At 31.4% G+C, this 25,984-nt stretch carries 20 protein-coding genes and 1 pseudogene; 18 read left to right on the plus strand and 3 right to left on the minus strand.

Annotated features, from left to right (window positions below; genetic code table 11):
* Positions 1-218 precede the first annotated feature (218 nt).
* The 5 genes from ACREVU_RS14695 to ACREVU_RS14715 all read left to right on the plus strand — a co-directional run bounded on the left by ACREVU_RS14695 (position 219) and on the right by ACREVU_RS14715 (position 5,902).
* A complete protein-coding gene (locus ACREVU_RS14695; RefSeq protein ID WP_431552356.1) occupies positions 219-1,958 on the plus strand; it encodes an ABC-F family ATP-binding cassette domain-containing protein in 1,740 nt (579 codons plus the stop codon).
* A gap of 367 nt (positions 1,959-2,325) precedes the next feature.
* Positions 2,326-3,168, plus strand: a complete 843-nt coding sequence (locus tag ACREVU_RS14700; protein WP_431552357.1) for a CPBP family intramembrane glutamic endopeptidase — start codon at positions 2,326-2,328, stop codon at positions 3,166-3,168.
* 31 nt (positions 3,169-3,199) lie between these two features.
* Positions 3,200-3,892: a response regulator transcription factor gene (locus tag ACREVU_RS14705; RefSeq protein ID WP_431552358.1), complete on the plus strand. Its 693-nt coding sequence runs from the start codon at positions 3,200-3,202 to the stop codon at positions 3,890-3,892.
* Entirely contained in the window at positions 3,876-5,234 is a 1,359-nt protein-coding gene (locus ACREVU_RS14710) for a HAMP domain-containing sensor histidine kinase (RefSeq protein ID WP_431552359.1), read from the plus strand. Before ACREVU_RS14705 ends, ACREVU_RS14710 begins: the two co-directional genes overlap by 17 nt.
* Before the next feature lie 107 nt (positions 5,235-5,341).
* Complete coding sequence (locus ACREVU_RS14715; protein ID WP_431552360.1) at positions 5,342-5,902, plus strand: TetR/AcrR family transcriptional regulator; 561 nt, start codon at positions 5,342-5,344, stop codon at positions 5,900-5,902.
* 69 nt (positions 5,903-5,971) lie between these two features.
* Here the strand turns inward: ACREVU_RS14715 and ACREVU_RS14720 are convergent, their stop codons facing one another.
* The 3 genes from ACREVU_RS14720 to ACREVU_RS14730 all read right to left on the minus strand — a co-directional run bounded on the left by ACREVU_RS14720 (position 5,972) and on the right by ACREVU_RS14730 (position 8,428).
* Positions 5,972-6,568: an oleate hydratase gene (locus ACREVU_RS14720; RefSeq protein ID WP_431552391.1), complete on the minus strand. Its 597-nt coding sequence runs from the start codon at positions 6,566-6,568 to the stop codon at positions 5,972-5,974.
* Between the two features lie 319 nt (positions 6,569-6,887).
* Positions 6,888-7,238 carry a P-II family nitrogen regulator gene (locus tag ACREVU_RS14725; RefSeq protein ID WP_431552361.1) on the minus strand — a complete coding sequence of 117 codons (351 nt, stop codon included), beginning with the start codon at positions 7,236-7,238 and terminating at the stop codon, positions 6,888-6,890.
* Between the two features lie 17 nt (positions 7,239-7,255).
* Positions 7,256-8,428, minus strand: coding sequence for a cation:proton antiporter (locus tag ACREVU_RS14730; RefSeq protein WP_431552362.1), 1,173 nt, complete (start codon positions 8,426-8,428; stop codon positions 7,256-7,258).
* A 406-nt stretch (positions 8,429-8,834) separates the two neighbouring features.
* Between ACREVU_RS14730 and ACREVU_RS14735 the strand changes: the two genes are divergently transcribed.
* From ACREVU_RS14735 to ACREVU_RS14795, 13 genes and pseudogenes are all read left to right on the plus strand, one after another.
* Positions 8,835-9,155 (plus strand): hypothetical protein, encoded by a 321-nt coding sequence (locus ACREVU_RS14735; RefSeq protein WP_431552363.1) that lies wholly within the window; start codon positions 8,835-8,837, stop codon positions 9,153-9,155.
* Between the two features lie 294 nt (positions 9,156-9,449).
* Entirely contained in the window at positions 9,450-10,049 is a 600-nt protein-coding gene (locus ACREVU_RS14740) for a P-loop nucleotide/nucleoside kinase family protein (protein WP_431552364.1), read from the plus strand.
* 78 nt (positions 10,050-10,127) lie between these two features.
* Complete coding sequence (locus ACREVU_RS14745) at positions 10,128-10,709, plus strand: DJ-1 family glyoxalase III (protein ID WP_431552365.1); 582 nt, start codon at positions 10,128-10,130, stop codon at positions 10,707-10,709.
* A 177-nt stretch (positions 10,710-10,886) separates the two neighbouring features.
* Positions 10,887-12,628, plus strand: a pseudogene (locus ACREVU_RS14750) (ABC-F family ATP-binding cassette domain-containing protein).
* A 311-nt stretch (positions 12,629-12,939) separates the two neighbouring features.
* Positions 12,940-13,209: a metal-sensing transcriptional repressor gene (locus ACREVU_RS14755; protein ID WP_431552366.1), complete on the plus strand. Its 270-nt coding sequence runs from the start codon at positions 12,940-12,942 to the stop codon at positions 13,207-13,209.
* An 18-nt stretch (positions 13,210-13,227) separates the two neighbouring features.
* Complete coding sequence (locus ACREVU_RS14760) at positions 13,228-15,678, plus strand: heavy metal translocating P-type ATPase (RefSeq protein WP_431552367.1); 2,451 nt, start codon at positions 13,228-13,230, stop codon at positions 15,676-15,678.
* Between the two features lie 283 nt (positions 15,679-15,961).
* Complete coding sequence (locus tag ACREVU_RS14765; protein ID WP_431552368.1) at positions 15,962-16,780, plus strand: PrsW family intramembrane metalloprotease; 819 nt, start codon at positions 15,962-15,964, stop codon at positions 16,778-16,780.
* A 174-nt stretch (positions 16,781-16,954) separates the two neighbouring features.
* Entirely contained in the window at positions 16,955-17,473 is a 519-nt protein-coding gene (locus tag ACREVU_RS14770) for a hypothetical protein (RefSeq protein ID WP_431552369.1), read from the plus strand.
* 248 nt (positions 17,474-17,721) lie between these two features.
* The gene (locus ACREVU_RS14775; protein ID WP_431552370.1) at positions 17,722-19,500 is read left to right on the plus strand and encodes a methyl-accepting chemotaxis protein; all 1,779 of its coding nucleotides are present in this window, start codon (positions 17,722-17,724) and stop codon (positions 19,498-19,500) included.
* 179 nt (positions 19,501-19,679) lie between these two features.
* Positions 19,680-21,578, plus strand: a complete 1,899-nt coding sequence (locus ACREVU_RS14780) for a DUF2207 family protein (protein WP_431552371.1) — start codon at positions 19,680-19,682, stop codon at positions 21,576-21,578.
* Positions 21,579-21,639: 61 nt separating this feature from the next.
* Positions 21,640-24,483, plus strand: a complete 2,844-nt coding sequence (locus ACREVU_RS14785; protein WP_431552372.1) for a hypothetical protein — start codon at positions 21,640-21,642, stop codon at positions 24,481-24,483.
* Positions 24,484-24,498: 15 nt separating this feature from the next.
* Positions 24,499-25,056 carry a LemA family protein gene (locus tag ACREVU_RS14790; RefSeq protein WP_431552373.1) on the plus strand — a complete coding sequence of 186 codons (558 nt, stop codon included), beginning with the start codon at positions 24,499-24,501 and terminating at the stop codon, positions 25,054-25,056.
* Between the two features lie 15 nt (positions 25,057-25,071).
* Positions 25,072-25,791 carry a hypothetical protein gene (locus ACREVU_RS14795; protein ID WP_431552374.1) on the plus strand — a complete coding sequence of 240 codons (720 nt, stop codon included), beginning with the start codon at positions 25,072-25,074 and terminating at the stop codon, positions 25,789-25,791.
* Positions 25,792-25,984: the final 193 nt, after the last annotated feature.

Here is a 25,984-nt window from a genome sequence, read left to right on the forward strand (position 1 = left end):
AAAAACAGACTGAACGGACATAAAATAGGGTAGCGACATGAGAAGCTTTAATATGAAATGATTGAACTTAGTCGTAAAAAGTGTTATGATATCTATGGTAAACTCAGTAGAATGTTTTTACTATATAAAAATCAAGTATAAAATTGCAATTTATAACAGAATATATTGAAGAGCTTATTTTTATAGGCTCTTTTTTAGTGATAAAGAGAGGTAATAATATGATAAAAGTTGATAACTTGTCCTACTCATTTCCGCAAAAGGATCTATATAATAACATTTCATTTACATTGGAAGATGGAGAGCATTGTGCTTTTATAGGAACAAATGGCAGCGGAAAAAGTACATTGATAGACATAATTATGGATCCAGAAAAATATATGTTCGATGGAAAGCTCGCCATGGACTCAAATTGTAGAATTGGGTATGTAAGTCAATTCTCACAACTTGGAGAATTAAAAGAAATTACAGTTTTCGAATATATAGGGGAAAAATTTATTAAACTACAAAATGAAATAACATCCATTTGCAGCGAAATGGAAACATCTTCGGATATTGAATCTTTATTAGAAAAGTACCAACAAACTTTAGACGCATTTGATGCAATTAATGGGGATGATTTTGAAAACAATATTAATAAAAACCTAAATCTTGCAGATTTAATCAAGTATAAAGATCTAATGATATCTGAACTTAGTGGTGGGGAATTCAAGCTTATTCAAGTAATTAAGGAAATGCTAAATACTCCAGACTTAATGATTATGGATGAACCTGATGTGTTTTTAGACTTTGGAAACCTTAATTCTCTCAAAGATTTAATTAATTCGCACAAAGGAACAATGTTAATTATTACGCACAACAGATATCTATTAAATCATTGTTTTAACAAAATTCTGCACCTTGAAAACAGGTCGATCCAAGAGTTTGATGGAAGCTATATTGATTATAACTTTTTATTACTCCAAACTAAAATTGAACTGCAAGAACTAGCTATTACTGATAATGAAGAACTTGAGAGAAACGAGAAGTTAATAAAAAAACTCAGATATCTAGCAACTGAGCTTGATCAACCTTCTAAAGGAAAATCTCTAAATGCTAGAGTTAAAATTCAAGAAAGATTAGAAAAAAGTAGAATTAAAGCGCCATTTGTAGATATTATAGAGCCTAATATTAGTTTAGTTACAGATAATGAAATTGTGGAAACCATTGCTTTAAAAGTTAGTGATTACAGTGTTGCCTTTGATGATGTGCTTCTAGAAAATGTTAACTTTGAAATTAAATCTACTGATAAAGTAGCCATTGTGGGTTTGAATGGTACCGGGAAAACCACAATACTTCAAGAAATCTTTGAAAATAATAATGATTCCATTGAGATAAATGAAGATGTTGAAGTGGCTTATTTATCTCAAATTCAAGGTAAAACACTAAATGAATCCAATACTATACTTGAAGAGTTCTTAGATGCTGGTTTTAAAACTAATCAAGAGGTTAGAGAATATATTTCTGGCTATGGTTTTGAAGAAGAATACATTAATCAAAAGATAGGGTCTTTATCTGGTGGAGAAAAAAATATACTTCAACTAGCTAAAGTTTCTGCTAGTAAAGCAAACATGCTGCTTCTTGATGAACCCACAAGTCATTTAGATACATATTCACAAATAGCACTGGAAAAAGCCATAGAAAACTATAAAGGTGCGATTCTCATGATTTCTCATGATTTCTATTCTATAGTAAACTGTATGGATTTTGTATTAATCATTGAAGATAAGACAATTAGAAAAATGAGTATGCGAAAATTTAGAAAGATGATTTATGCTAGTTATTTTGACAGAGACTATTTAGAAATTGAGCAAAAGAAAAAATTAGTTGAAACAAAAATAGAATTGGCTTTAAAAGATACTGATATTGAGCTTGCAAAAGTTTTATCGCAGGAGTTAGAAGAGCTGATTAAGTTACTATAAATTTAGTGAGTAGTAAGCAGCAAGAGCTTTCTACTAGGTTTTATTTAGTCAATAGAACCTTAAATTGCTAGCAATGACTATTAAAAAGATGGGCAATCCTTTGTGGATTGCCTATTTTTTTCAAGTGAAATCTAAAAGAAGATAAAGAAAGATTGCATAAGCTTTTAAGTAGTCAGTTCGAATCTAAGCAAAAATTCATGAGTTGGTAGATTGTAATCTTTATAATTTACTTATTTTTAAAACATAAATTTCGTACTTTTTATATTTTATAATTATAGATATAGCAGATTCAATTTTTAAAATAGGAGGTCACTTAGATGATTCACTTAAAATCTGCAAATAAAATATTCAAAAAGGAGAAACCTACATGAACAAACTAAAAATCTATGCCTTTGAGAAACCCGTGATTTTTTCAGCTATTCTAATTATTGCTTCTGTAGCATTTACATTTATACCACTCGGACCAATTTTTTCACCTTTTCTAGGATTTCAAGCTGGTGAATATGTAACTGGTATACTTGAACAAGTAATCGCTAGTCTATTTTTAATAATGATTTTGAAACAATTTGATTTATTTACTAGTGTAGGATTTACACGGTTTAAAGAATGTAAGTCTTTATGGATTGTATGGCCTATGATAATATTTTCTTTTCTTAATGGAGCAGGATTAATAGATGGCAGTATTGTTATAGATAAATCAAAACCGACTATAATTATACTTTTTATATTAACCTATTTATCTACAGGATTGTTTGAAGAGATACTGTGCCGTGGTGTAGTTTTAGGTGTAATGCTCCACAAGTGGGGAAGTACAAAAAAAGGCTGTTACCTTTCAGTAATTTTATCAAGTGTATTATTTGGTTCAACTCATATAGTTCATTTTATATTACATCATTTTTCATTGCTTGCTAGTCTTACGCAAATTACCTATGCTACGTTTATTGGAGTGTTTTTTGCAGCATGTGTTTTAAGAAATAAAAGTATATATCCAGCAATTATTCTTCATGCTATATTTGATATTTTGGGTAGTCTTAGAGAAATTGCTGTTGGTGGAGGTATTAACAAAGCTTATTTTACTATATCAATACCTAATTCTATAGCATCTATTATAGTAATGTTACCTATATTAATTTATGGACTTTTTATACTTAGAAAAGTAAAACCATCTGATTTATCTATTTATAGTGAAGAGAAATTTAAAATGGTATAATTAAGAAAAAAACTTAGGGATAGGTGTTAGCATGCAGAATAAAATATTGATTGTGGATGATGATTCAGACATAAGAGAAATGCTTGGAAATTATTTTTCTAGAGAAGGTTATGAAGTTGATTATGCCTGTGATGGTGAAGAAGGCCTAGAAATTACTAAAAATAAACCCTTTTCATTGATATTATTAGATATTATGATGCCCCAAATGGATGGTTATGTAATGCTTGCCAAGCTAAGAGAGTTTTGTGATACCCCTGTAATTCTTTTAACTGCTAAAAGTGAGCAAATAGACAAAATAAAGGGATTTACCAAGGGGTGTGATGATTATGTAGTTAAGCCTTTTGACTTTGCAGAATTATCTCTAAGAGTTCTTGCAATATTAAAAAGGACTGCTATTATTAATGTCCCTGATGTTAATAGCATATTAAAAGTAAAGGATTTAGAAATCAATCTTTTAGAGCATACAGTACAAATATGCGGAGAAGAAATTATATTAACTCCAAAGGAATTTGAGATTCTGAGCACCTTAGCATCAAATAAGGGACGAGTATATTCAACTAAAGTGCTGTATCAATTGATATGGAAAGAAACCTTTTTAGAAAATGATAACAGTGTAATTGTTCATATGCGTAATTTAAGAGAAAAATTAGGTGATAAAGTTAAAGAAGCTAAATATATAAAAACTATTTGGGGAGCGGGGTATAAAGTTGAGAAGGATTATTAAGCTTAAGGGTGAATTGGTTATAATTTCATTAATCTCTTTAGTAATTTCCTTGACTGCTGCTATAATGATTAAAAATCAAGGGATAGGTTTATATAGTGAAAATTCTACCTACAGAATAAATAATATCTATTCTGAAAGTATTACTGGTGTAGAGAAAGATCTTAACAGTAGTAACCTTAATAATCATCCTGAATTACAGCAGCTTTTAGATAGAAAATATAGCTTTAAGTTTGGTTACAGCTTTTATGTAGTGGATGCTACAGGTACGGTTGTAGCCGGAAGTAATAAAGGCTTACTCGTTATTGATAAGAATGAGATTATAGATGGTAAAAAAGAATATTCTAATTCAAAAACTGATAATAATGTTTTTAAAATTTCTGGTTGTGACTATTTGAAAGATGGATACTTTTTATATTATGTTTATCTAAGATATGGACAAGATGACACTGGTATGCTAGTTTATGCCTTAATAGGGTTTCTAATATGCTTCTTCCTGCTTATAGGGGGAAGAATATCATATATTTCTAAAATAAAAGCCTCTGTGGCAATTATTACAGAGGGTGATTTGACTCACAGAGCCCCCATTAAATATAGAAACGAATTAAGAGATCTTGCAGAAGACATTAATTATATGGCCTCTGAATTAGATAAAGAAGATCAGAAAAGAAGCGAATTTCTCACCAATATTTCTCATGACATACGAACTCCGCTTACAACCATTCTTGGATATATTGATATGATTAAGAAAGAAAAATATGATTCTAAGGAAGAAATGAATAAATATATCAACATCATAGAGCGTAAAGGTTTGTTTCTTGCAACTATGATGGAGGATTTTTTTCAATATTCAAAACTTACTTCAAAGGATATAGTTCTAAACAATGAAAACTTAGAATTAAATGAATTAGCAAGACAGCTATTTGAGGATGAAGAAAGTGGATTTGAGGAAAAGTCATTAAAACTAGAATTGGAGTTGTCAAATGAACCTGTTTACATTTATGGCGATTCCGATCTGCTTGCGAGGGCAGTAAATAATCTTCTAAGTAATTCTTTAAAGTATTCTAAAGCGAATACTATAGTTAAAATTAAAATTTCTAGAGAAAAACTTAATAATGTAAACTATGGAGCTTTTTCTTTGAGTAATGTTCCTAAAGAGTCAATTTCTGAAGCAGAAGTAGATAGTTTTTTTGAAAGATTATACAAAAGGGATCAATCCAGAAGTGATGAGGGTAGCGGTCTAGGTCTGTCTATTGTGAAGGATATTGTAAAGCTTCATGGCGGAACTATAAAAGGTTACAAGGAAAAGGAAGAGCTAATATTTAAATTATTTATAAAGGCATAAGGACATCTACAGTGCTTTGTATTTTAAAATGCCGCGATGCTAAGTTGACTAAATATTATATTCAAAATATAATATTTATATATTTAACAAAATAGGGGGTGAAAAGTATGTCAGATATAACGAAACAAGCTTTAGCGCAATCATTAAAAAGTAAAATGAATACTGCTCCTTTAGCTAAAATTACTGTTAATGATATTGTTAAAGTGTGCAAAGTAAACCGTCGTACATTTTATTATCACTTTCAAGATATTTATGCACTTTTAGAATGGATTTTTAAAAATGAAGTTGCAAATGTAATGGCAGAAAATAAAACCTATAAGACATGGCAAGAGGGGTTTTTGAGAATATTCAATTATTTGAGTGAAAACCGAAAAATGGTTTTAAATACTTATAATTCTATTGGTCGAGAACAATTAGAAGCTCACTTATATAGTGCAGTGTACAACCTCGTTTTAAATGTTGTAGATGAAATTACCTTAGGAAAAGAAGTGTCTGCAAAAGAAAAGGAATTTGTAGTAAATTTTTATAAGGTTGCGCTTGTTGGTTTATTGCTTGAATGGATAAGAAAAAATATGAAAGAAAATCCAGAGCAAATTGTTGATAATCTTAATAAAATAATAATTGGAGATACTCATAAAGCACTATTAGAATTTGAAATACCACAATAGCTTTTATAGATATAAAAGCTATGAATTAAGTTTTTAAACTCAAATTTCATAGCTTTTTATTCATTAGACTTAAATTAAGCCTTCTAAACTTGTATTGCTCAATAATTTTTTGATAATTCCTTCAGCAGGTAATGATCTTCCACTATACAGTGCTTTAGCTGCTTTAGCAACAATACGTACATCATATTGGCTAGGGTATATTTCAGGTGGATTTTTTTCAAGTCGGAGTAAAGTATATACAGCCATAATAGCAGAACGAACTGAATATTCAACTGTAAACACACAATCATTTTTAACTTCTGCAAATTGACCTAAAAATGCAAGGTTTGTACTACCTGCAGGTACAACTTGTGGTCTATCTCCTTTAACACGAGGCATAAATTGACTTGTGATATAAGGCATGATAGAAGGAATTACAATACATGTTTCAATGTATTCATGCATATCTTTTTCGTTAATTCCTAAATGATATAAAAGCTCTTGTAATAATTCTCTACCATTACATTCGCTCATTTTCTTTTTAATGAAATCACCTTCATTGTTAGGGAATAGTGCATATGCCCATATAACTATAACATCATCAGGTTGATTAATAAATTGAGGTTGCCTATTAACAGTAACACTTAATAACCAGCTTGAATCTTTAACTGTTATTATTCCGCTAATTTAATTTTTTTTGTTTAATAGAAAATCCTGTACTAAGTCTTTTTATTTAAAATACAGGAATTTTGTATTGGATTGTCTATAATAATAATAATGATATAATTTTTATGAAAGAGAGTAAATCATCAAAAATGGTGGGTTGTGCAAATTTGCAACATAGCCTTTGATTTGTGAAAGTTAATCTTCAAAGGGAACTCACACTAAGACATAAAATAGATACCTCCGTGGAAAGTCAAAAAAATAGTGCCTTCTCAGGCACTATTTTCATTGTAAACATTATCTCTGTTAGTTTTCGGATATTTTTGTGTAGTTTAGTTACTTTCTAATGCTTTTCATATTCTACATTTTCAATTCCGTAACATTCTAAAATAGGCATTACAAACATAACACCAGTTCCAGGTTTATCTGTAAATTCTTTGCTTATTGTATCTACAACACCTCTTAATTTGGGTTCTCCTTCTATTACGCTTACTATGGTTTTATTAAAAGGCTTAGTTCCTTCAACAAGTCTTCTTATACCTGCAAAAATTGGAATATCTAGGCTGCTTTCAAGTAGCACACTGCCTAGTCCTTGACTATCTATAGTTGTAGCACCACAACCATTCTCATAAAATACCTTAGAAATATCATCTAATTTATCAATGTCACTTAATATAATAAACACTGCATACATATGTTATCTCTCCTTAATTAAATATTAGATTCCTTAGCTTTTATTATAGCATTTTTAGTTAATATTGGTCCAACTAACTCTGTAACAATTGTGGTAGCCAAAAGTATTGTTATTACAGTAGAACCAAGTGGAGTACCACTAAATTCTTTACTAACTGTGATAGCGAGACCTATTGCAACACCCACTTGTGAAAGCAATCCAAAACCTAGATATTTCTTAACCGTTTCAGGTGCTTTTGATAATGAGGCACCAAGCGACGCACCGGAGATTTTGCCAATCATCCTAAAAATGAAATAAGCAACACCGATTACACCTATATGTGGTAATAATGAAATATCTAATCTACAACCTGCTAATATAAAGAAAGCAGCAATAATAGGTGGCGAAAATGTATCTATATTAAAGAATGCTTTTCTGCTATAAGATGATACATTAGCTACTATTGTACCCAATGTCATCGCGGCAAGTAGGGAAGATAGATTAAATATTGTGCAGATGCCGATTAATAATAATAATGTTCCTACTACGAAGCCAAGATCCTCTTCTTTATTGCGACAGTTAGCAAGTAAATAACATAAAGCTATTCCTAAAACACAACCTAACCCAAGTGATAATAGAATTTCTGCTATTGGATGTACAAGAACCTTAAAAATTGTGATTTGCTGATGTTTTATAAAGACCTTTGCTATGGAAGATGCGATAGAGTATATCATAAGACAAATTGCATCATCCACGGCCACTACTCCAAGTAGTGTGCTAGTTAATGGCCCCTTAGCTTTACATTCCTTTAAAACCATTACCGTGGCAGCTGGAGCAGTTGCAGATGCTACTGCACCAAGTATTAAGGCAATTGGTATACTGTGTGTTAAAAAATACATTGCAATTGCAACTAAGAAAAAAGCCCCTAGAGCTTCACATGTTGCTATTATGAAAATAGACTTACCTAGTTTTTTAATAACTGATACTTCAAGTTCACTTCCGATTTTAAAAGCAATAATTGCCAATGCAAAATCACTAATAAATGATAGCTTATTTATTATATCAGGGTTAACAATATTAAATCCCGAAACTCCAAGAATTAACCCTGCGATTATATATCCAGCAACAGATGGTATTTTGAATTTATTCATTAATTTTCCAAATATTATACCAACAATTAATGCTATACCTAAACTTATAAAAGCATTCATATTAATACACCTCTTTTGTAATAACGCATACCCATAATTGTATAACTTTTTAATAGAATTGTAAATCTCTATATATTCTGAAATATGAGGACCTGTCCCTATAATTTTAGATGAGATGATTTTATTCCATTCATAGGCAATAATGCTAACTATTTCAATAAAATTTTCAACCGCAAGTAGAGATGTATACTTATTTATAATTCACTCACTCTAAAAAATAGTAATCTATGGTACATAATGGTATAATTAACTTGTGATTGTTTCATAATTGTACCCTGAGATGAAATGAAATTAATGTAACAATTATTGATAGAAATAGCCAATGATAATGATATAGTTCATAACTTTGTTAGTTAGGTAATTGAGTAAGAGTTTTAATTTTATTTATAAAAAGGGGATATATAATATGTGGAAAATAATAATTAGATTATTGGTGCCATTTACAGCTATATTTACTTATTTAAAGACAAAGTTTTATATGGTCAAAAAAAATTATTATAAGTTAATAGATAAATATAATAGTAATCTTATAAAAAACTTAACGGATGAAGGGGTCCATAACTATATTTCAAATATTAACAAACTACCTAAAATTACTTTTAATCAAGCACAAAGTGATAAGATAAGAAAAATCTATATAGAGGTTAAGAAAAATAATAATATCAATGAGGATTTAAAAGCACAATTAAGAGTTGCTTTAAAACTAATAGGAATAGATAGAATTTGATTTTTATATTTTATGAGGCGAATCTGTACTAATGTCCTTCTCTTATATATTGAATAGTGCTTTGTTAAAAAAAGTTTCATATTTTATGAAACTTTTTTTGAATTTATTCCACCTAGTGTATATAAAATACTTAGAAAAGTATAAAGATGGACAATATCCAGCTATACCTCACTGTCTTCTGGGGGTTTTTATGAGATTGAATTGAGATATTATTTGAAATATTAGTGCAATTGGGATATGATTTAAGTAGATTATTTTTGCGGAAACTTAAAATATATGATAGGGAGGATTATTATGAAAAAACTAATTTTAGTGACATCACCACCAGCAAGTGGAAAAACTTATATAGCAAAAAAACTTGCCGAGGAATTAAGTCATGTTGTGTATCTCGATAAAGATACACTCATAAAATTATCTAAACAGATTTTTGTTGCGGCAGGAGAAGAATATAATAGAAGCTCAGATTTTTTCAATGAAAATATACGTGATTATGAATATGAAACAATAGTAGCAATTGCACTGGAAGCTTTGAATTATGATGATATTGTGCTAATCAATGCACCATTTACAAAAGAAATAAGAGATTTGAACTATATCAAAAAGCTAAAAGCAGTATTAAAAGATAAGAACGCATCTTTGGTGGTTATCTGGGTAGAAACTTCAATAGATGTAACACAAAAAAGAATGGTTGAAAGGAATTCTGATAGGGATACGTGGAAACTTGCGAATTGGAATGAATATATTGAAGGAATTAATTTTGACATTCCTATTGCCTTAGATGATCCTTATGTAAAAGATGATTTGCTTATCTTCAAAAACTCTTCTGATGAAGAATTCGCGGATTCATTAACAAAAACAATTGATATACTGGAAGAATCTTCTGGCAGAAAATAAATCTCCTAAATTAGGGGATGATAGAGAAAAAAATAAACCAAATCGAGGTTATATTGATAAAAGAAGGGAAGGGTTAAATTGAGAAGAGTTGCAGTTTTTTTAGCAGAAGGATTTGAAGAGGGTGAAGCCTTATTTGTAGTTGATATTTTAAGAAGGGCAGGATTTCAATGCGATTCTATAAGTATCAATGAAGAAATGGTAAAAGGTTCGCATGGTATTGTGGTAAAGGCGGATAAAATTATAAGTGATGAAATAAAAGAATACGATATGATTGTTTTACCTGGTGGATTACCTGGTGCAACAAATTTAAGAGATGATGAAAGGGTCATTGAATTAGTAAAATATTTTGATAAAGCACCGGAAAAATTTGTTGCAGCTATTTGTGCAGCACCTATTATTTTAGAAAAAGCAGGAATTATAAAGGGACGCAAAATAACATCATATCCTGGAGTGGAATATACCACATTGCTTAAAGATGCAAATTATGTAGAAGATGTCGTTGCGGTAGATGATCACTTGATTACCAGCAGAGGTCCAGCTTCAACCCTAGCATTTGCATATACGTTAGTAGATGCATTAGGTGGAAATAGTAGTTTGTTAAAGCAAGGGATGCTTTATGATATGGTAAGAGAAAGCAAATTCGAGCAGATAAAATACTGATAAAATTTTAATATGAAATGATTGAACTTAGTAGTAAAAAGTGTTATGCTATATATGGTAAACTAAGTAGAATGTCATCACTACATAAAAATCAAGTTTAAAATTACAATTACAAGAGAATATATTGAAGAGCTTATTTTTATAGGCTCTTTTTTAGTGATAAACAGAGGTAATAATATGTTTAAGGTTGATAACTTGTCCTACTCATTTCCGCAAAAGAATTTATATAATAACATTTCATTTACATTGGAAGATGGTAAGCATTGTGCTTTTATAGGAACAAATGGTAGTGGAAAAAGTACATTAATAGATATAATTATGGATCCAGAAAAATATATGTTTGATGGTAAGCTTGAGATAGAGCCAAATTGTAGAATTGGGTATGTAAGCCAATTTTCACAACAAGGCGAAACAAAAGAAATTACAGTTTTCGAATATATATAGGGGAAAAATTTATTAAGTTACAAAATGAAATAACAGCTATTTGCAGCGAAATGGAAACATCTTCTGATATTGATGCTTTGCTAGAAAAATATCAACAAGCTTTAGACGCATTTAATGCGATTAATGGGGATTATTTCGAAAACCGTATTAATAAAAGCCTAAATCTTGCAGACTTAATAAGGTATAAAGATTTAATGATATCTGAACTTAGTGGTGGCGAATTTAAGCTTATTCAAGTAATTAAAGAAATGCTAAATAGTCCAGACTTAATGATTATGGATGAACCAGATGTGTTTTTAGACTTTGAAAACCTTAATGCCCTTAAAAATCTAATTAATTCGTTCAGTGGAACAATGTTAATTATTACGCACAACAGATATATATTGAATCATTGTTTTAATAAAATCCTGCATCTTGAAAACATGGAGATCCAAGAGTTTGATGGAAACTATATTGATTATAACTTTTCACTGCTTCAAACTAAAATTGAGCTGCAAGAACTAGCTATTGATGATAATGTAGAACTTGAGAGAAACGAGAAATTAATAAAAAAACTAAGATTTCTCGCAACTGAATATGGTCAATCTTCTAAAGGAAAATCTCTAAATGCTAGAGTTAAAATTCAAGAAAGATTAGAAAAAAGTAGAATTAAAACGCCATTGGTAGACATTAAACAGCCAGATATCAGTCTAGTTGCAGAGAATGAAATGGTGGAAACTATTGTTTTAAAAGTTAGTGATTACAGTGTTAGCTTTGATGATACACTACTGGAAAATGTTAACTTTGAGATTAAATCTACTGATAAAGTGGCCATTGTTGGCCCAAATGGTACTGGCAAAACCACAATACTTCAAGAAATCTTTAAAAATAATAATGATTCTATTGAAATAAATAAAGATGTTGAAGTGGCTTATTTATCTCAACTTCAAGGCAAAACATTAAATGAGGCTAATACCATACTTGAAGAATTTTTAGATGCTGGGTTTAAAACTAATCAAGAGGTTATAGAATATATTTCTGGTTATGGGTTTGAAGAAGAATATATTAATCAAAAGATAGGTTCTTTGTCTGGTGGAGAAAAAAACATACTTCAATTGGCTAAAGTTTCTGCTAGTAAAGCAAACATGCTGCTTCTTGATGAACCCACAAGTCACCTAGACACCTATTCACAAATAGCACTAGAAAAGGCCATAGAGAACTATAAAGGTGCAATTTTAATGATTTCTCATGATTTTTACTCTATAGTAAATTGTATGGATTTTGTTTTAATGATTGAGGATAAGACAATTCGAAAAATGAGTATGCGAAAATTTAGAAAGATGATTTATGCTAGTCATTTTGACAAAGACTATTTAGAAATTGAACAAAAGAAAAAATTAGTTGAAACAAAAATAGAATTGGCATTAAAAGATACTGATTTAACACTTGCAAAAGATCTATCCCAGGAGTTAGAAGAGTTGATTAAGTTACTTTAAAATTATAGGATGAGATACCGGATATATTAATGTAAGATATAAGGTTGGTAGCAGCAGCAATTAAGAAAAAGCTTATTTCATAGAGAAATCTATGGGATAGGCTTTCTCTAATTTTATTTAAATTATTTGGTAATAATATTCCCCAAGTTTTTTTAATCTTAAAAATATCGGCTATTTACAATTAGATGAATATTAATCACAAAAATATGGTATTATATAATTAAAGAAAGCTAAACACCCCCCATAGGGGGTGGGCTAAAATTAGATTAAAACATTTCTCTTTGTGAGATATGTAGAAAGGAGCAATTTAATTGAATAAAGAGCAAGAGCTAGCGATTCAATCCCTTAAAACATCAAAAGGACAAATTGAGGGGATAATAAAGATGATAGACGAAGGTCGGTATTGTATAGATGTATCAAATCAAATAATTGCGGTGCAATCTCTACTTAAAAAAGCAAATATGTTAATTTTAAAACAGCATCTTAATCATTGCGTAAAAGACGCATTTATGAATAATACGGGGGAAGAAAAGGTTGATGAAATAATTGCTCTACTTGCCAAATTAATTGGTAATAAATAATATAAGGAGGGACTTAATATGGCGAAAAAGGCACTTAAAATTGAAGGAATGACTTGCGCGGCTTGTGCAAAAACAATAGAAAGAGTTTCAAAAAAATTGCCTGGCGTTGAAGAGGCTAGCGTAAATTTTGCTACAGAAAAATTAAATATAAATTATGATGATGCATTGATAAAATTAGAGGATATACAAAGGGCAGTTGAAAAAGCTGGATATAAAATAGCAGTTCAAACTACTAATAAAACACTAAAGCTAGAGGGTATGACCTGCGCGGCATGTGCAAAGAATATAGAACGAGTTTCTAAGAAATTACCAGGTGTTGACGATGCCAATGTAAATTTTGCTACTGAAAAACTAACTATTTCTTTTGAACCATCATTAATAAGAACATCAGATATAAAGAAGGCTATAGAAAAAGCTGGATATAAGGCTCTTGAGGATGAGAGCAACGTAGATATGGATAAAGAAAAAAAGGAAAAAGAAATAAAGGCTCTATGGAATAGATTTTTAATATCTGCAATATTTGGAGTTCCATTGTTATTAGTTGCAATGGTACCAATGATTACTATAAAACTAAATATTATGTTGCCTGGAGTTATTGATCCAATGATGCATATGAAAGTTTATGCTCTGCTACAATTAGCACTTGTTCTACCAATACTATATACAGGTAAAAAATACTATATAGTTGGATTCAAATCATTATTTAGATTAAGTCCAAATATGGATTCATTAATATCAATGGGTACATCGGCCGCTTTTTTGTATAGTCTATTTTCAGTAACTCAAATACTTGCAGGTAAGACTGGCTATGAAATGTATTTTGAATCAGCTGGTGTAATCTTAACACTAATAACTCTTGGTAAGTATTTGGAATCTGTAACTAAAGGGAAAACTTCTGAGGCAATTAAGAAGCTTATGGGTCTTGCTCCGAAAACTGCGATAATAATAAGAGATAATGCAGAAGTTGAGATTTCAATTGATGAAGTAGAAGTTGAAGATATAGTAGTTGTTAAACCAGGTGAGAAAATGCCCGTAGATGGCATAGTGGTAGAAGGAACTACATCTGTAGATGAGTCAATGCTTACTGGTGAAAGTATGCCAGTAGAAAAAACTTTTGGAGATAAAATAATTGGTGCAAGTATAAATAAAAATGGATCTATTAAGTTCAAAGCAACTAAAGTTGGTAAAGATACTGCTCTTGCACAAATAATAACCTTAGTTGAAAATGCACAAGGCTCAAAGGCGCCTATAGCAAACATGGCGGATGTTATATCAAGTTATTTTGTACCTGTGGTTATAGGACTTGCGCTAGTTGCGTCAATAGCTTGGTTAATAGCTGGAGAGTCCGCAGTGTTTTCATTGACTATATTTATTTCAGTGCTTGTAATAGCCTGTCCTTGTGCTCTTGGTCTAGCAACACCTACAGCAATAATGGTGGGAACCGGAAAAGGTGCAGAATATGGCGTGCTTATAAAAAGTGGTGTAGCTCTAGAAACTGCACACAAAATTCAAACCATAGTATTTGATAAAACTGGAACACTCACCCAGGGGAAACCAAAGGTGACAGATATAGTTACGGTAGAGGGTACTTCCCAGAATTATTTGCTTCAAATAGCTGCGTCAGCTGAAAAAGGATCTGAACATCCATTAGGGGAGTCTATAGTTAAGGATGCAGAAGAAAAAGCGCTAGAATTTAAGAAAGTAGAAAGTTTTAAAGCTATACCTGGTTATGGAATTGAAGTTAATATAGATGGTAATAAAATATTATTAGGAAATAGAAAACTTATGATAGATAGTAAAATTTCCTTGGATATATTAGAGGAGATTTCAAATAAACTTGCACAGGAAGGCAAGACTCCTATGTATATTGCTATAGAGAATAAGATAAGTGGAATAATTGCAGTTGCTGACACTGTTAAAGAAAATAGTAAAAAAGCAATAGAAAGACTCCATAGCATGGGAATAGAAGTTGCCATGATAACTGGTGATAATAAGAGAACTGCAGCAGCCATTGCGGTGCAAGTTGGTATTGATATAGTGCTGGCAGAAGTTTTGCCAGAGGATAAAGCAAATGAGGTTAAGAAACTTCAAGCTGAAGGTAAAAGAGTTGCTATGGTTGGGGATGGAATTAATGATGCTCCAGCACTTGCTCAGGCAGATATTGGTATAGCTATAGGATCCGGCACGGACGTAGCAATGGAATCTGCAGATATAGTTCTAATGAGAAGTGATTTAATGGATGTACCTACAGCGCTACAACTAAGTAAGAAAACTATAACAAATATAAAACAAAATCTTTTTTGGGCATTTGGGTACAATGCACTGGGAATACCAGTTGCAATGGGAGTGCTACATTTATTTGGTGGTCCACTTCTAAATCCTATGATAGCAGCCCTTGCAATGAGTTTTAGTTCAGTTTCAGTTTTAACCAATGCATTACGCTTAAAAGGCTTTAAGCCATTAAGATAAAATTAGGTTCGTCAGGATATGAGGTTATAAGAACAGAAATAGTTTATAAAAAAATATAAAACTTAAATATTAAAAAGGTTCAAGTAAGATACTCAATGTATTGCTTGGACCTTTTATTTATTATACAATGTTAAAACATTTTACGGGGGTACATATAATTTTAAGAAATTTGAGAACAATATATATTAGACCAAATTTAAATTAAGACATCTAAACTCAATTATTAATAATATAACACCGTCACTTCGGTGATGGGAGGTTCACAGAAGGGGATATGTAAAACATGGAAAAAAGGCCAACTAGAAAACGTTATAAATGGTGGAGATTATTAGTTATAGGGTTAATAATATACATAGTAGGGTTAGAAGTTCTGGTATTAACGCAAAACCCAAATTTATTTCCAGCAATAGTTATGCTGGGCAACTTCCTTATACCAGTTACCTACGTGGCCTTTTTATATCAAAAGAGAACTTTAAGCAATGTAAGTATGCCTATGACTCTTTCAGGTTTTTTTTATGGTGGGTTTTTAGGGGTCTTTGCAGCAGCAATGCTTGAACCAATTTTTATTCATAACGTAAATTTTTCAACAGCTATTTTTGTAGGTATAATTGAAGAATTCGCAAAAATCGTTGCAGTACTAGTTATTTTCAGAAATAGAGAACATGACCTTCAGCTAGATGGGCTAATTATTGGAGCAGCAGCGGGAATGGGATTTGCTGCATTAGAGAGCTCAGGTTATGCCTTTACTACGTTCTTAAAGAGTGGTGGAAGTTTATCATCTACTGTTTATATAACACTACTCAGAGGAATATTATCGCCACTAGGACATGGTACTTGGACAGCTATTTTAGCAGCAGTACTTTTAAGAGAAAGTGCTCCGAGGAAATTTGCAATAAATTTAAGGGTCATTGGAGCATATGTTACGGTGGTTATGCTACATGGACTTTGGAATGGAATCTCCTCAGTAATTGGATTGTTTACACATTCCACAACTGCTATGTTTATCGGACAGTGCATCATTGGTATTCTTGGCATACTTATATTAATTATGTTGTGGTTTAAAGCAAAAAAACAGGCACGAGGACGATTATCAGGGAACTAATAATTTTTATTTTATCTTAGAATCTGCGAAATTTTTCTTAGCAAGAATATGACCTTCATTCACCTTCTAGCTTCTCTGGTCAAGTTGTTGTTGTTAATATTGTTAGTATATTTTCATCAATTTATCCTAATCATAAAGTAATAAATTAAAATTACATGTGAGGATGGTGAAAAAATGAAAAACACAAAAATTGCTTCAATATTAGTTAGTGCCAGTATGACTATTTTGGTATTTTCTGGTTGTAGTGGTCGTACAAAAATACCAAATGTTGTTACGAAACAACAAATGAGCAATACTATAAAACCTAACCAATCTAACTCAATAGCCATGAGGGAACTTTATTCTAAGACTCTTAAAGAGTTAGTTACTGCAAAGACAATAACACAGACACAATCAAGTAAAGTGCTGGCAGCAATAACAAACAGCATGACACCTAATACAGTAGCAGTACCTGATACAGTAACAGCACCTGATGCAGTAACAACACCTAACACAGTAACCACACCTAATGGAGTAAAGACACCTAACACAGTAAGGACACCTAATACAGTAATGACACCTAATACTGATACAACAACTACTATTAATGGGATGAGTTCATTGGTGAAAAGTAAAGTAATAACTCAAGCACAAGCTAATACAATAAACCTCAAAATTCAAGAAGCTATGAAAAATATTCAAACAAATAAGTAAGTATTTATAATTTTATAAAACAAGTTTGAGGAACTAGGGTTTAATGCTCTAGTTTTTTAATTGTTAAAAATATATGTTATGTACTAAATTGTGTTAACAATTTGTTCATGACACCTGTGGGTATTTATTGTTAAGTTTGCATAAAATGTGTCGATAAATAAGTGATAAGGTAATACATATTTGTTTAAATCAAAACTCACTTAAGAAATATGCAAAAATTAATTTAATTACATTATAGGGGGCTTATTATGAAAAAAATTAGTACGAAGATAATATTAATGGCTGTGTCTATTGTGGTTTTTACATCATTAAGCATAGGAACATATGTAATTGTACAAAATTTCAATACAAATAAGTCTATGGTATCAAGTTTAGAAAAAACTATGAGAGATAGCTTTGATTCCCAAATTAAATATCAAGTTCAAAATGCAGTTTCAATGCTTGAAGGTATAAATAAAAGGCTTGAGAAAAACGAAATTACCCTTGAACAAGCTAAAAAGATTGGTGCAGATCAATTAAGAGGATTGAAATACGGTAAGGACGGATATTTTTGGGCAGATACGGAAGAAGGTATTAATGTTGTTTTAAATGGTACAGTCACAGAAGGAACTAATAGGTTTAATGCTGTGGATGCAAAGGGTAAATTTTTGATAAAGGATATTATTGCAAATGGTATGAAAGAAGATGGCGAATTTACTGATTATTGGTTTCCTAAAAAGGGTGAAACTATACCTCTTCCTAAAAGAGGCTATAGCTTAGAATTTAAACCTTTTAAATGGATTATTGGTACAGGTAATTATGTAAACGATATTGATAATGTGGTAGTTGCAAAACAGACTGAGCTTAATAAAAAATTTACTGCAAGTTTAATTTCACTTATCGGTATTAATATATTTCTAATAATTATTTCAGCAGCTATTGCATGGTTTTTTAGTAAAAGGATAACTAAACCCATTTTACTTATTACAGAACTTGTAGATAAAACTGCAAATCTTGATTTAGTTATAGATGAAGAATTATCTAAGCAAATTAATGGTTATAAGGATGAAACTGGACAGATAGGAAGAGCTGTAACTAATTTAAGAAAAGACCTTAGAAATATTACGACACTAATTAAAAGTGATTCAGATGGAATAGCAAAATTTACGGATCAATTGTCTAAAGTTACGGTGGAGACTGTTATTTCAATTAAAGCTGTTACTCAAACTGTAGAGGAGCTAGCTAAAGGTTCTGTATCACAAGCAAGTGATTCTCAAGAAATAGCCGAAAATTTATCTAGCTTAGCAGATGAAATAGATATCTCTGTAGCAAGTTCATCACAAGTAAAAATTTTATCGGAGGAAGTTAAAACAGTAAATCAAAGTAGTAAGAATACTTTTAAGGTATTAAAAATGAAACTTGAAAAAAGTAATTCAGCTTCACAGGAAGTCTCTAGAAATATTGATATTCTTTCAACCAAATCAACCTCCATTGGCAAAATTGTAAGTTCTATTCAAGCTATAGCAGCACAAACAAATCTTTTGGCATTAAATGCAGCTATAGAAGCAGCTAGAGCTGGTGAATCCGGAAGAGGATTTGCTGTAGTAGCAGATGAAATAAGAAAACTTGCAGAACAAACCGCTGTTTCCACCAAGGAAATAGGTGATGTAATTGAAGAAATTCAAAAAGAAATTGACAAAGCAAATAGTAGCATGAATATTGGAAACCATATAGTTGAAGAAGTAGAAGAGGCTTTAAAGGAAACAGACAATTCCTTTGCTATTATAGAAAACTCTATTGATAATACTTTAGTTAGAATCAGTGAATTAACCGAGAATATTTCAAAGGTAGATGCAGATAAGAGTAAAATTGTACTAGCATTTGAATCTATTTCAGCAATATCAGAAGAATCTGCCGCCGCGACAGAAGAGGTTTCAGCATCTATGGATGAACAACTTGAAAGTATGGTGAGCATATCTACTACTAGTGAAGAACTTCGAGATATATCATATAACCTTGAAAAGCTAATAAGTAGATTTAAAATTTAGCATTGACTTGAATTTACCCCTGGAGTATAACACCTCCGGGGGTTTTTCTAAGTGTTTTATCAATATTTCGGTATGTATAGTGGGGCCATATTCGGAATATTAATGGCACAAATAAGCATATAAATATAATAACCTGCCTATTGCACAAGAGCGAATAAAATAAAGAAAGGTGGTGTAGGATGTTTAAGAAAATTATCATAACAATAACTTTAGCATTTGTTTTGTTTTTAATAGGAACTGGAATATATGAGAATCAAAAGGGTATCTTATCTTCTGATGGAAAAAAATCTATTCTTCAGCAATTGAACTATGAAGTAAAGATTCTTCCAGATGGTAGCTCTATAGTTGATGAATATAGGGAGTATGCATTTATCAAAGGTGATTTTAGCAGAGGCTACATAGAGGTTGAAGGCTCTGTGGATGGAGTAGCTGTATTTGAAGAAGATACACCTTATAAACAACTGAAGGCTTTTGATAATAATAGACCAAAGGGCTATTTTGCTGTACAAACAACTGGAACCAAAACAAGAATTGAATGGTACTATAATGTGGAGAAAAAGGAATCTAAAACCTTCAAGGTTCAGTATAGGGTGTATAATACGACAAAGCTTTATAACGATTGTGTTGATTATTTTCAAAAATATGTAAGCAGTGATAATGTATATAAAATAAAAAACCTAGCAGTTTTAGTAAATCTACCAGAGGGTGCTAATAGAGATAACACAAAGATATGGGCTCATGGACCTACTGGTGGCAATATTAGCTTTAAAAATGATACAACGGTAGAGCTATCTATGAAAAATGTTCCACCTAATGAATATGTGGAAGCAAGATTTTTAATGCCTGTAGAGGTAATGCCACCAACAGATAAGAAAATAAGTGTTGATAACTATAATTATCTTTATGAAATGGAAAATAAGGCAGCTCAGCAAGATGATAAATCAAAACTGAAAAATGGTGTTGTTAACATTATCACCATATTAATTTCAATAATTTTTCTTCTCCTTCCTATAATTTCAATAATAAAATATAAATCTAAAATGAAAAGGCTTAAACCAGAGCTTATACCTGATTACTATAGAGATTTGCCTTCAACCATATATCCAGCAGAACTTGACTATTTGATGAATCATTATACTCAAAAGTGTAATTCGTCCGTTCAAATTTCTGCAACTTTATTAGATTTAATTAATAAAGGGGTAATCAATGGAGAGGTTAAAGAGAAAAATGGAGTTTTTGGCAATAAAAAAGACACAAAATTTATTAATATATGGGATAATTGGAATGATTTACCTAGTCATGAAAAAGCTTTATTAAATTTCCTCTTCATAAAAATTGGTGGAGGAACGGGTAAAGTATCATTAAGTGATATTAAAAAATTCTGTTCAAATAAGAAAACAGCAAAAGAAGCATATAACTTTTATATAGACTTTAATAAAAGTGTTCAAAATCTTGTAAATAAAAGGGGGTATTTTGAAACAAAGAGAAATGTGCTTCCTAAAAGTACTATCTGCTATTTTATACTATATATAATTATAATGATTTTACCAATGGTTCTGATGAACAAAATAGATTTTTTTGCATCGTCAACAATTTTTTATGTATCTATAGCAGGTTTTGCAGGTTTTATGATAGTTGCTATCTTTGGAGGAAAAGTAAAACCTCTTCTTACCCAAAAGGGAGAAGATCAATTTGCACTTTGGAAGGCATTTAAAGTATTTTTAGGTGACTTTACAACCTTTGACAAAAAAGAATTACCAGAACTGTTTATGTGGGAAAAGTATTTAGTATATGCAACTGTTCTTGGGGCCTCCCAGAAGCTTTTAAAACAACTTTATGCTAAATACCCGGAGCTTATTAATGCTTCTAATAATACAAGGTTATTTTATTTAATAAATAGTGGTAATTATCAAAACTCATATCAATATTTAGTCGATATTGGAAATGGTATATCTGAGGCAATGAGAGATTCTATTAATATTGCTTCAAGGGCATCAAAGGGAGATGGTGGAGGATTCTCTTCAGGTGGCAGTGATTCAGGAAGTGGATCAGGTGGTTCTAGCGGAGGAGTTGACTAGAAGCGTGGTGTTTACTAAAAGAATAGTGTTTAATAAAACGATACTGTAATGGAGGGAAAATATGTTTTGTGAATATTGTGGCACTAAACTACAAGATAATGAAACTAGCTGTAGCCATTGTAACCACCCAATAAACAGAACTACACAAGCGAGTCTAATTAATGCTGAAGAACTCAAACCAATAACTCATATTAATATTGAAGAACAAAAACCCATTGTTCAGGTAAATATAAAAGAGCCAAAACAGGCAAAATGGGAAATGGATTCACCCTATGGAGAAGTAAAGGATAAAAGAGCTATAAATCAAACTAAAAAGCATTCTAGAAGAAGTATAGCTATTGGCTTTTCAGTAACAGCACTAACTATAGTTTTGCTGTTGTTAATTAATACTCTTTCAGATATAGGAGGCGCAGTAAAAAGAAATACTAATGATCCCCTAAATATTACTGATAGACCTAGCTTAGAGACTATATATACAGCAAGTCCTTTTTATGTCCCTAAGCTTAAATTGCCATCTGAAGTTGGTGTAAATCATAATAAGAATGTTATGAATAAGATAGACGAAATATTAAAAGTAACGGATGAAATGATGGATAGCTACAGTAGTATGAAGCAAGAGATATATAACACTACCATTGAAATCTATACTTTACTAAAAGAGATTGATAAGGTACACGGTACTCGTTATATAGAAAATAGTAAAGTTTTAAAAAAGCTTGAAGAATTAGCGGCTTTCTTTGAACTTCAAGAGTTAAGATACTACGGACTTAAAATTAACAAAACTGAGGAAGCACTATATGACAGTGATATAGCATTTGCAAGAGTGACTTCTGCAATGACAGCCTGTGAAAAGGTTACTGAAGCCTATCAATTACAGATTGTTTTTTCTGTAAATCTTTATGAGACTTTTAAAGAAGACTCCAATACAACCATTCAAACACTATCAAAAGATCTTAAAGATACCTATCAAACTAGTAATGCAGATAGGTATGGCGCAAACCTAATGGCTGGTGTAGATACAGTGAATGAAATGGTAATGTCGCTAGATGCTGCAAATGCTTTATTAACGCTTAGTAATATTGAATATATGAAAAATAACATGGAGCAGACTAAAAAAGATGTAGAGAAACTTAGAGATTCGGATCTAGTTGACTCAGAATTCGTTGAGCTTACCGAGCTTATGATTGGTGAATACGAAAAAATGATATCTATGAGTACGGAACTTGAGGCTTATGTAAACAAATTAAACTTGGATATAAGCTTCCAGCAAACCGAATCATTTTTTTCTTTCCTTAAGCCAGTAGTTGTTAAAGCTTCTTCCGATAAATACAGTTATGGAGCAGGTTACAATGTGCAGATGCTTCAAAAGAGTGGGCAAGATTATATGGATAAGCAGCGCACATCCTATGAAGAAAAGTATAAAGATGAAAGCTATTGGGAAACGGCAGTAAGAACAACCAAAGAATTGCGAAAAGGTGTTCAAGAAGGCATTGAAAATCTAGATGAAGCAATCTTTGATGGGGAAAGAATTGTGATTGGAATAATTACGCCTAGACTAAGAAACGGAAAAGAAGGTGTATATAAAGATATCCAAGAGCGTTATGAAGATGCCTATAGAGATATGCAAGATCGTTATGCGCTTACACAGAAAAGAAAAGCAGAAGGTAAAGGTGGTGAAGAGGTTTTTAAAACTGTAGTAAATGGTTTTGATGCCTCGCAAAAGCTTGCAGGAGAGGGGTGGTACAATATCGGTGCATTTTGGGAGGATGAATTAGGGCTTCCAGAGGATACAATATCTCAGGTTGCAAGCAGTATGGGTAATCTTGCAGCAGAGTCCTTTACCCAATTTGGGCAGGGCATTGCAAGAATATTAGACCCAGATGCAAAAGATTCTGATATAGCAAAGGGCTGTTTGGAAGTTGCTACCTCAATGGTAGGAGGCACTAGCAATATTTTCTCCGCTACAAGAACAGGAGGTGCCGTAATTTCTAAAATGGGCGAAATCATTGCCAGTCCAAAATTACATGCCAAGGGAGTAATTGATGCAATAAAGGCAATCAAAGATATAAGTTTGCCTAAGCTTGGTTCTTTAAACTATAAAGAAACTGCAATAAAAGGAACAATGGCAATACTTAAAAAGTCAAAAGAAGTGGCAGGAAATATGATAGATAAGTTGGATGAAACCTTTACTAAAGAAGTATCAGGCATATTCACAAAGAACTGGAAGGATAGCCTTTCTGGATTTAGAGATTATGCAAATAAGGTAGGTTCAAATACAGATGATTCAGCAGTTAAACTTATAGATGAGTTTATTAATGGTTATATAGATAACAAGGTAACAGATCTAGCAGCTCATCCATGGCTCTGGGATCCAGCTATAAGTGATAAGGAAAAGGAAGAGAAGCTAGGACAGGAAATTGACAAAATGAATAAAGAAATAGACAAAGGACTTGACGATATAGGAAAGCAAATAGATAGTATTGACTTAGCAGATAGCTTAGCTGGCAATTATACTGGGAAATGTATAACTGAGAGTGTAACAAATATAGGTGCTGATGGATATTTACTACAAGAAGCAATTGATAATGCCTATTCTAAAGCTGGTATAGTTTTTCCATGTACAATGCTTATTGAAGGAGATGTGCTGACTTTAAAAATGAAAGGGGAACCCTTTGTAATAGACGACTCAACAAATGCTTCGGGCACTGAAAGTATTATGGTAATGAAATTGATAATAACAGATGGAGAAATTGTTGGTTCGAAAGATGATACTTTCTCAATACAAGTTACCTCATCCACAAATAACGGTAAAACAATGATTAAAGGTAAATATAAATATAATTATGCTATGAACGGTAGAAACCTATTTGCTATAACCACTAGTTTTTATGGAGAAAAAAATTAGTATGGAGGGGTTGTTATGAACTATATTGTTGGAATTGTGGCTGTTCTTATTTTATTTGGAATTAGGCTTATTTTCTTTTATAACAAGATGATCAAGAAAAAAGTAAGGGTAGATAATAGCTGGGGGCAAATAAATGTTCAATTAAAAATGAGGTCAGATTTAATACCTAATTTAGTCGAAACTGTGGGAGCATATGCTACTCATGAACAAGAAACTTTGATTAATATTACTAAGGCTAGAAATATGTATTTAAATGCTCAGTCTACCAATGAAGTAATGGAATCCTCTGATGCCATTACAGGAGTACTAGGACGACTTTTTGCAATATCCGAGCAGTATCCTGATTTAAAAGCTAACCAAGGGTTTTTGGATTTACAATCACAGCTTAGGGAGCTGGAGCAAAAGATAGCCATGTATAGACAATTTTATAATGATACTGTATTAATGTTTAATCAATTTGTTATTTCTTTTCCAAATAATATTTTTGCAGCTATTTTTGGTTCTAGGGAGCTGCCTTTCTTCCAAATAGATGTATCAGAAAGATCAGCGCCTACTGTACAGTTTAGGAAATAAGAGGAGAAAATAAAAATGAAGAATACACAATTTAAAGGTATAGTTACCTGCCTAATAATCCTTGCAATTTCAATTATAATAACCATAATAGCCATGAACATTGGCTATTATGGTCTGGCATTTTTAGGAATTTTTTCTTCTTTATCTAGTTTTACAATTTTCTTTCTATTTGTGGATAGAGCAAACTGTATGGCAAAAATGCTTAATGGCAGTGATATTATTGCAGCATGGCAGTACACAGAAAGAGACACAATTAATAATATAAAAGAAATAAAAGAAGAAAATAAAGGGCTATTTGTTATGGCCATTCCTGTATTTTCTCTTGTGATAATTATTGTAGCATTAACTGTGGGGGTTGCATCTGAAAGTATTGGTGTAGGTTTTATTATTTCGATTGTTGTAATTGCACTTAACATCTTGTTTTTTAAGATGTGTATGTCCACGAAAATAAAAGATAAAAACTTTAATATAAAAGTTTCGGACTGGAAAAAAAGCTATGTATATATTTCTACATCAGGAATTTATGCACAGGGTATTCTGAGTGCTTGGAAAGGATGGGGATCTAAATTAAGGGTAGTTCATTATGATGGAACAAACAAAGCATTAGGCTTCACCTATTCTTATATCAAGCCATATGGTTTTGCAAGATACACTGTTAATGTAAATATACCAGAGGACAAATTATATTTATTAGATAATATCAGGGATGAATTTTTGGCTTATTGGCAGGAATAAACTGTTTGCAGTTTGATCCTTATTCATTTTTAAATCTCTCGAATTGGGGGAAATTAGCACTTAAGATTTTTATCTTAAGTGCTTTTTAATTTCTATAATTATGTAATTTTCGTCAAGTACTTTGAAAATTCTACATTTTTGCGTATAATATATAGTAAATATAAAACCTCATAAGTTATTTAAATGTTTTTGT

The organism is Clostridium sp. (assembly GCF_050717535.1).
Lineage (GTDB): Bacteria > Bacillota > Clostridia > Clostridiales > Clostridiaceae > Clostridium_AD.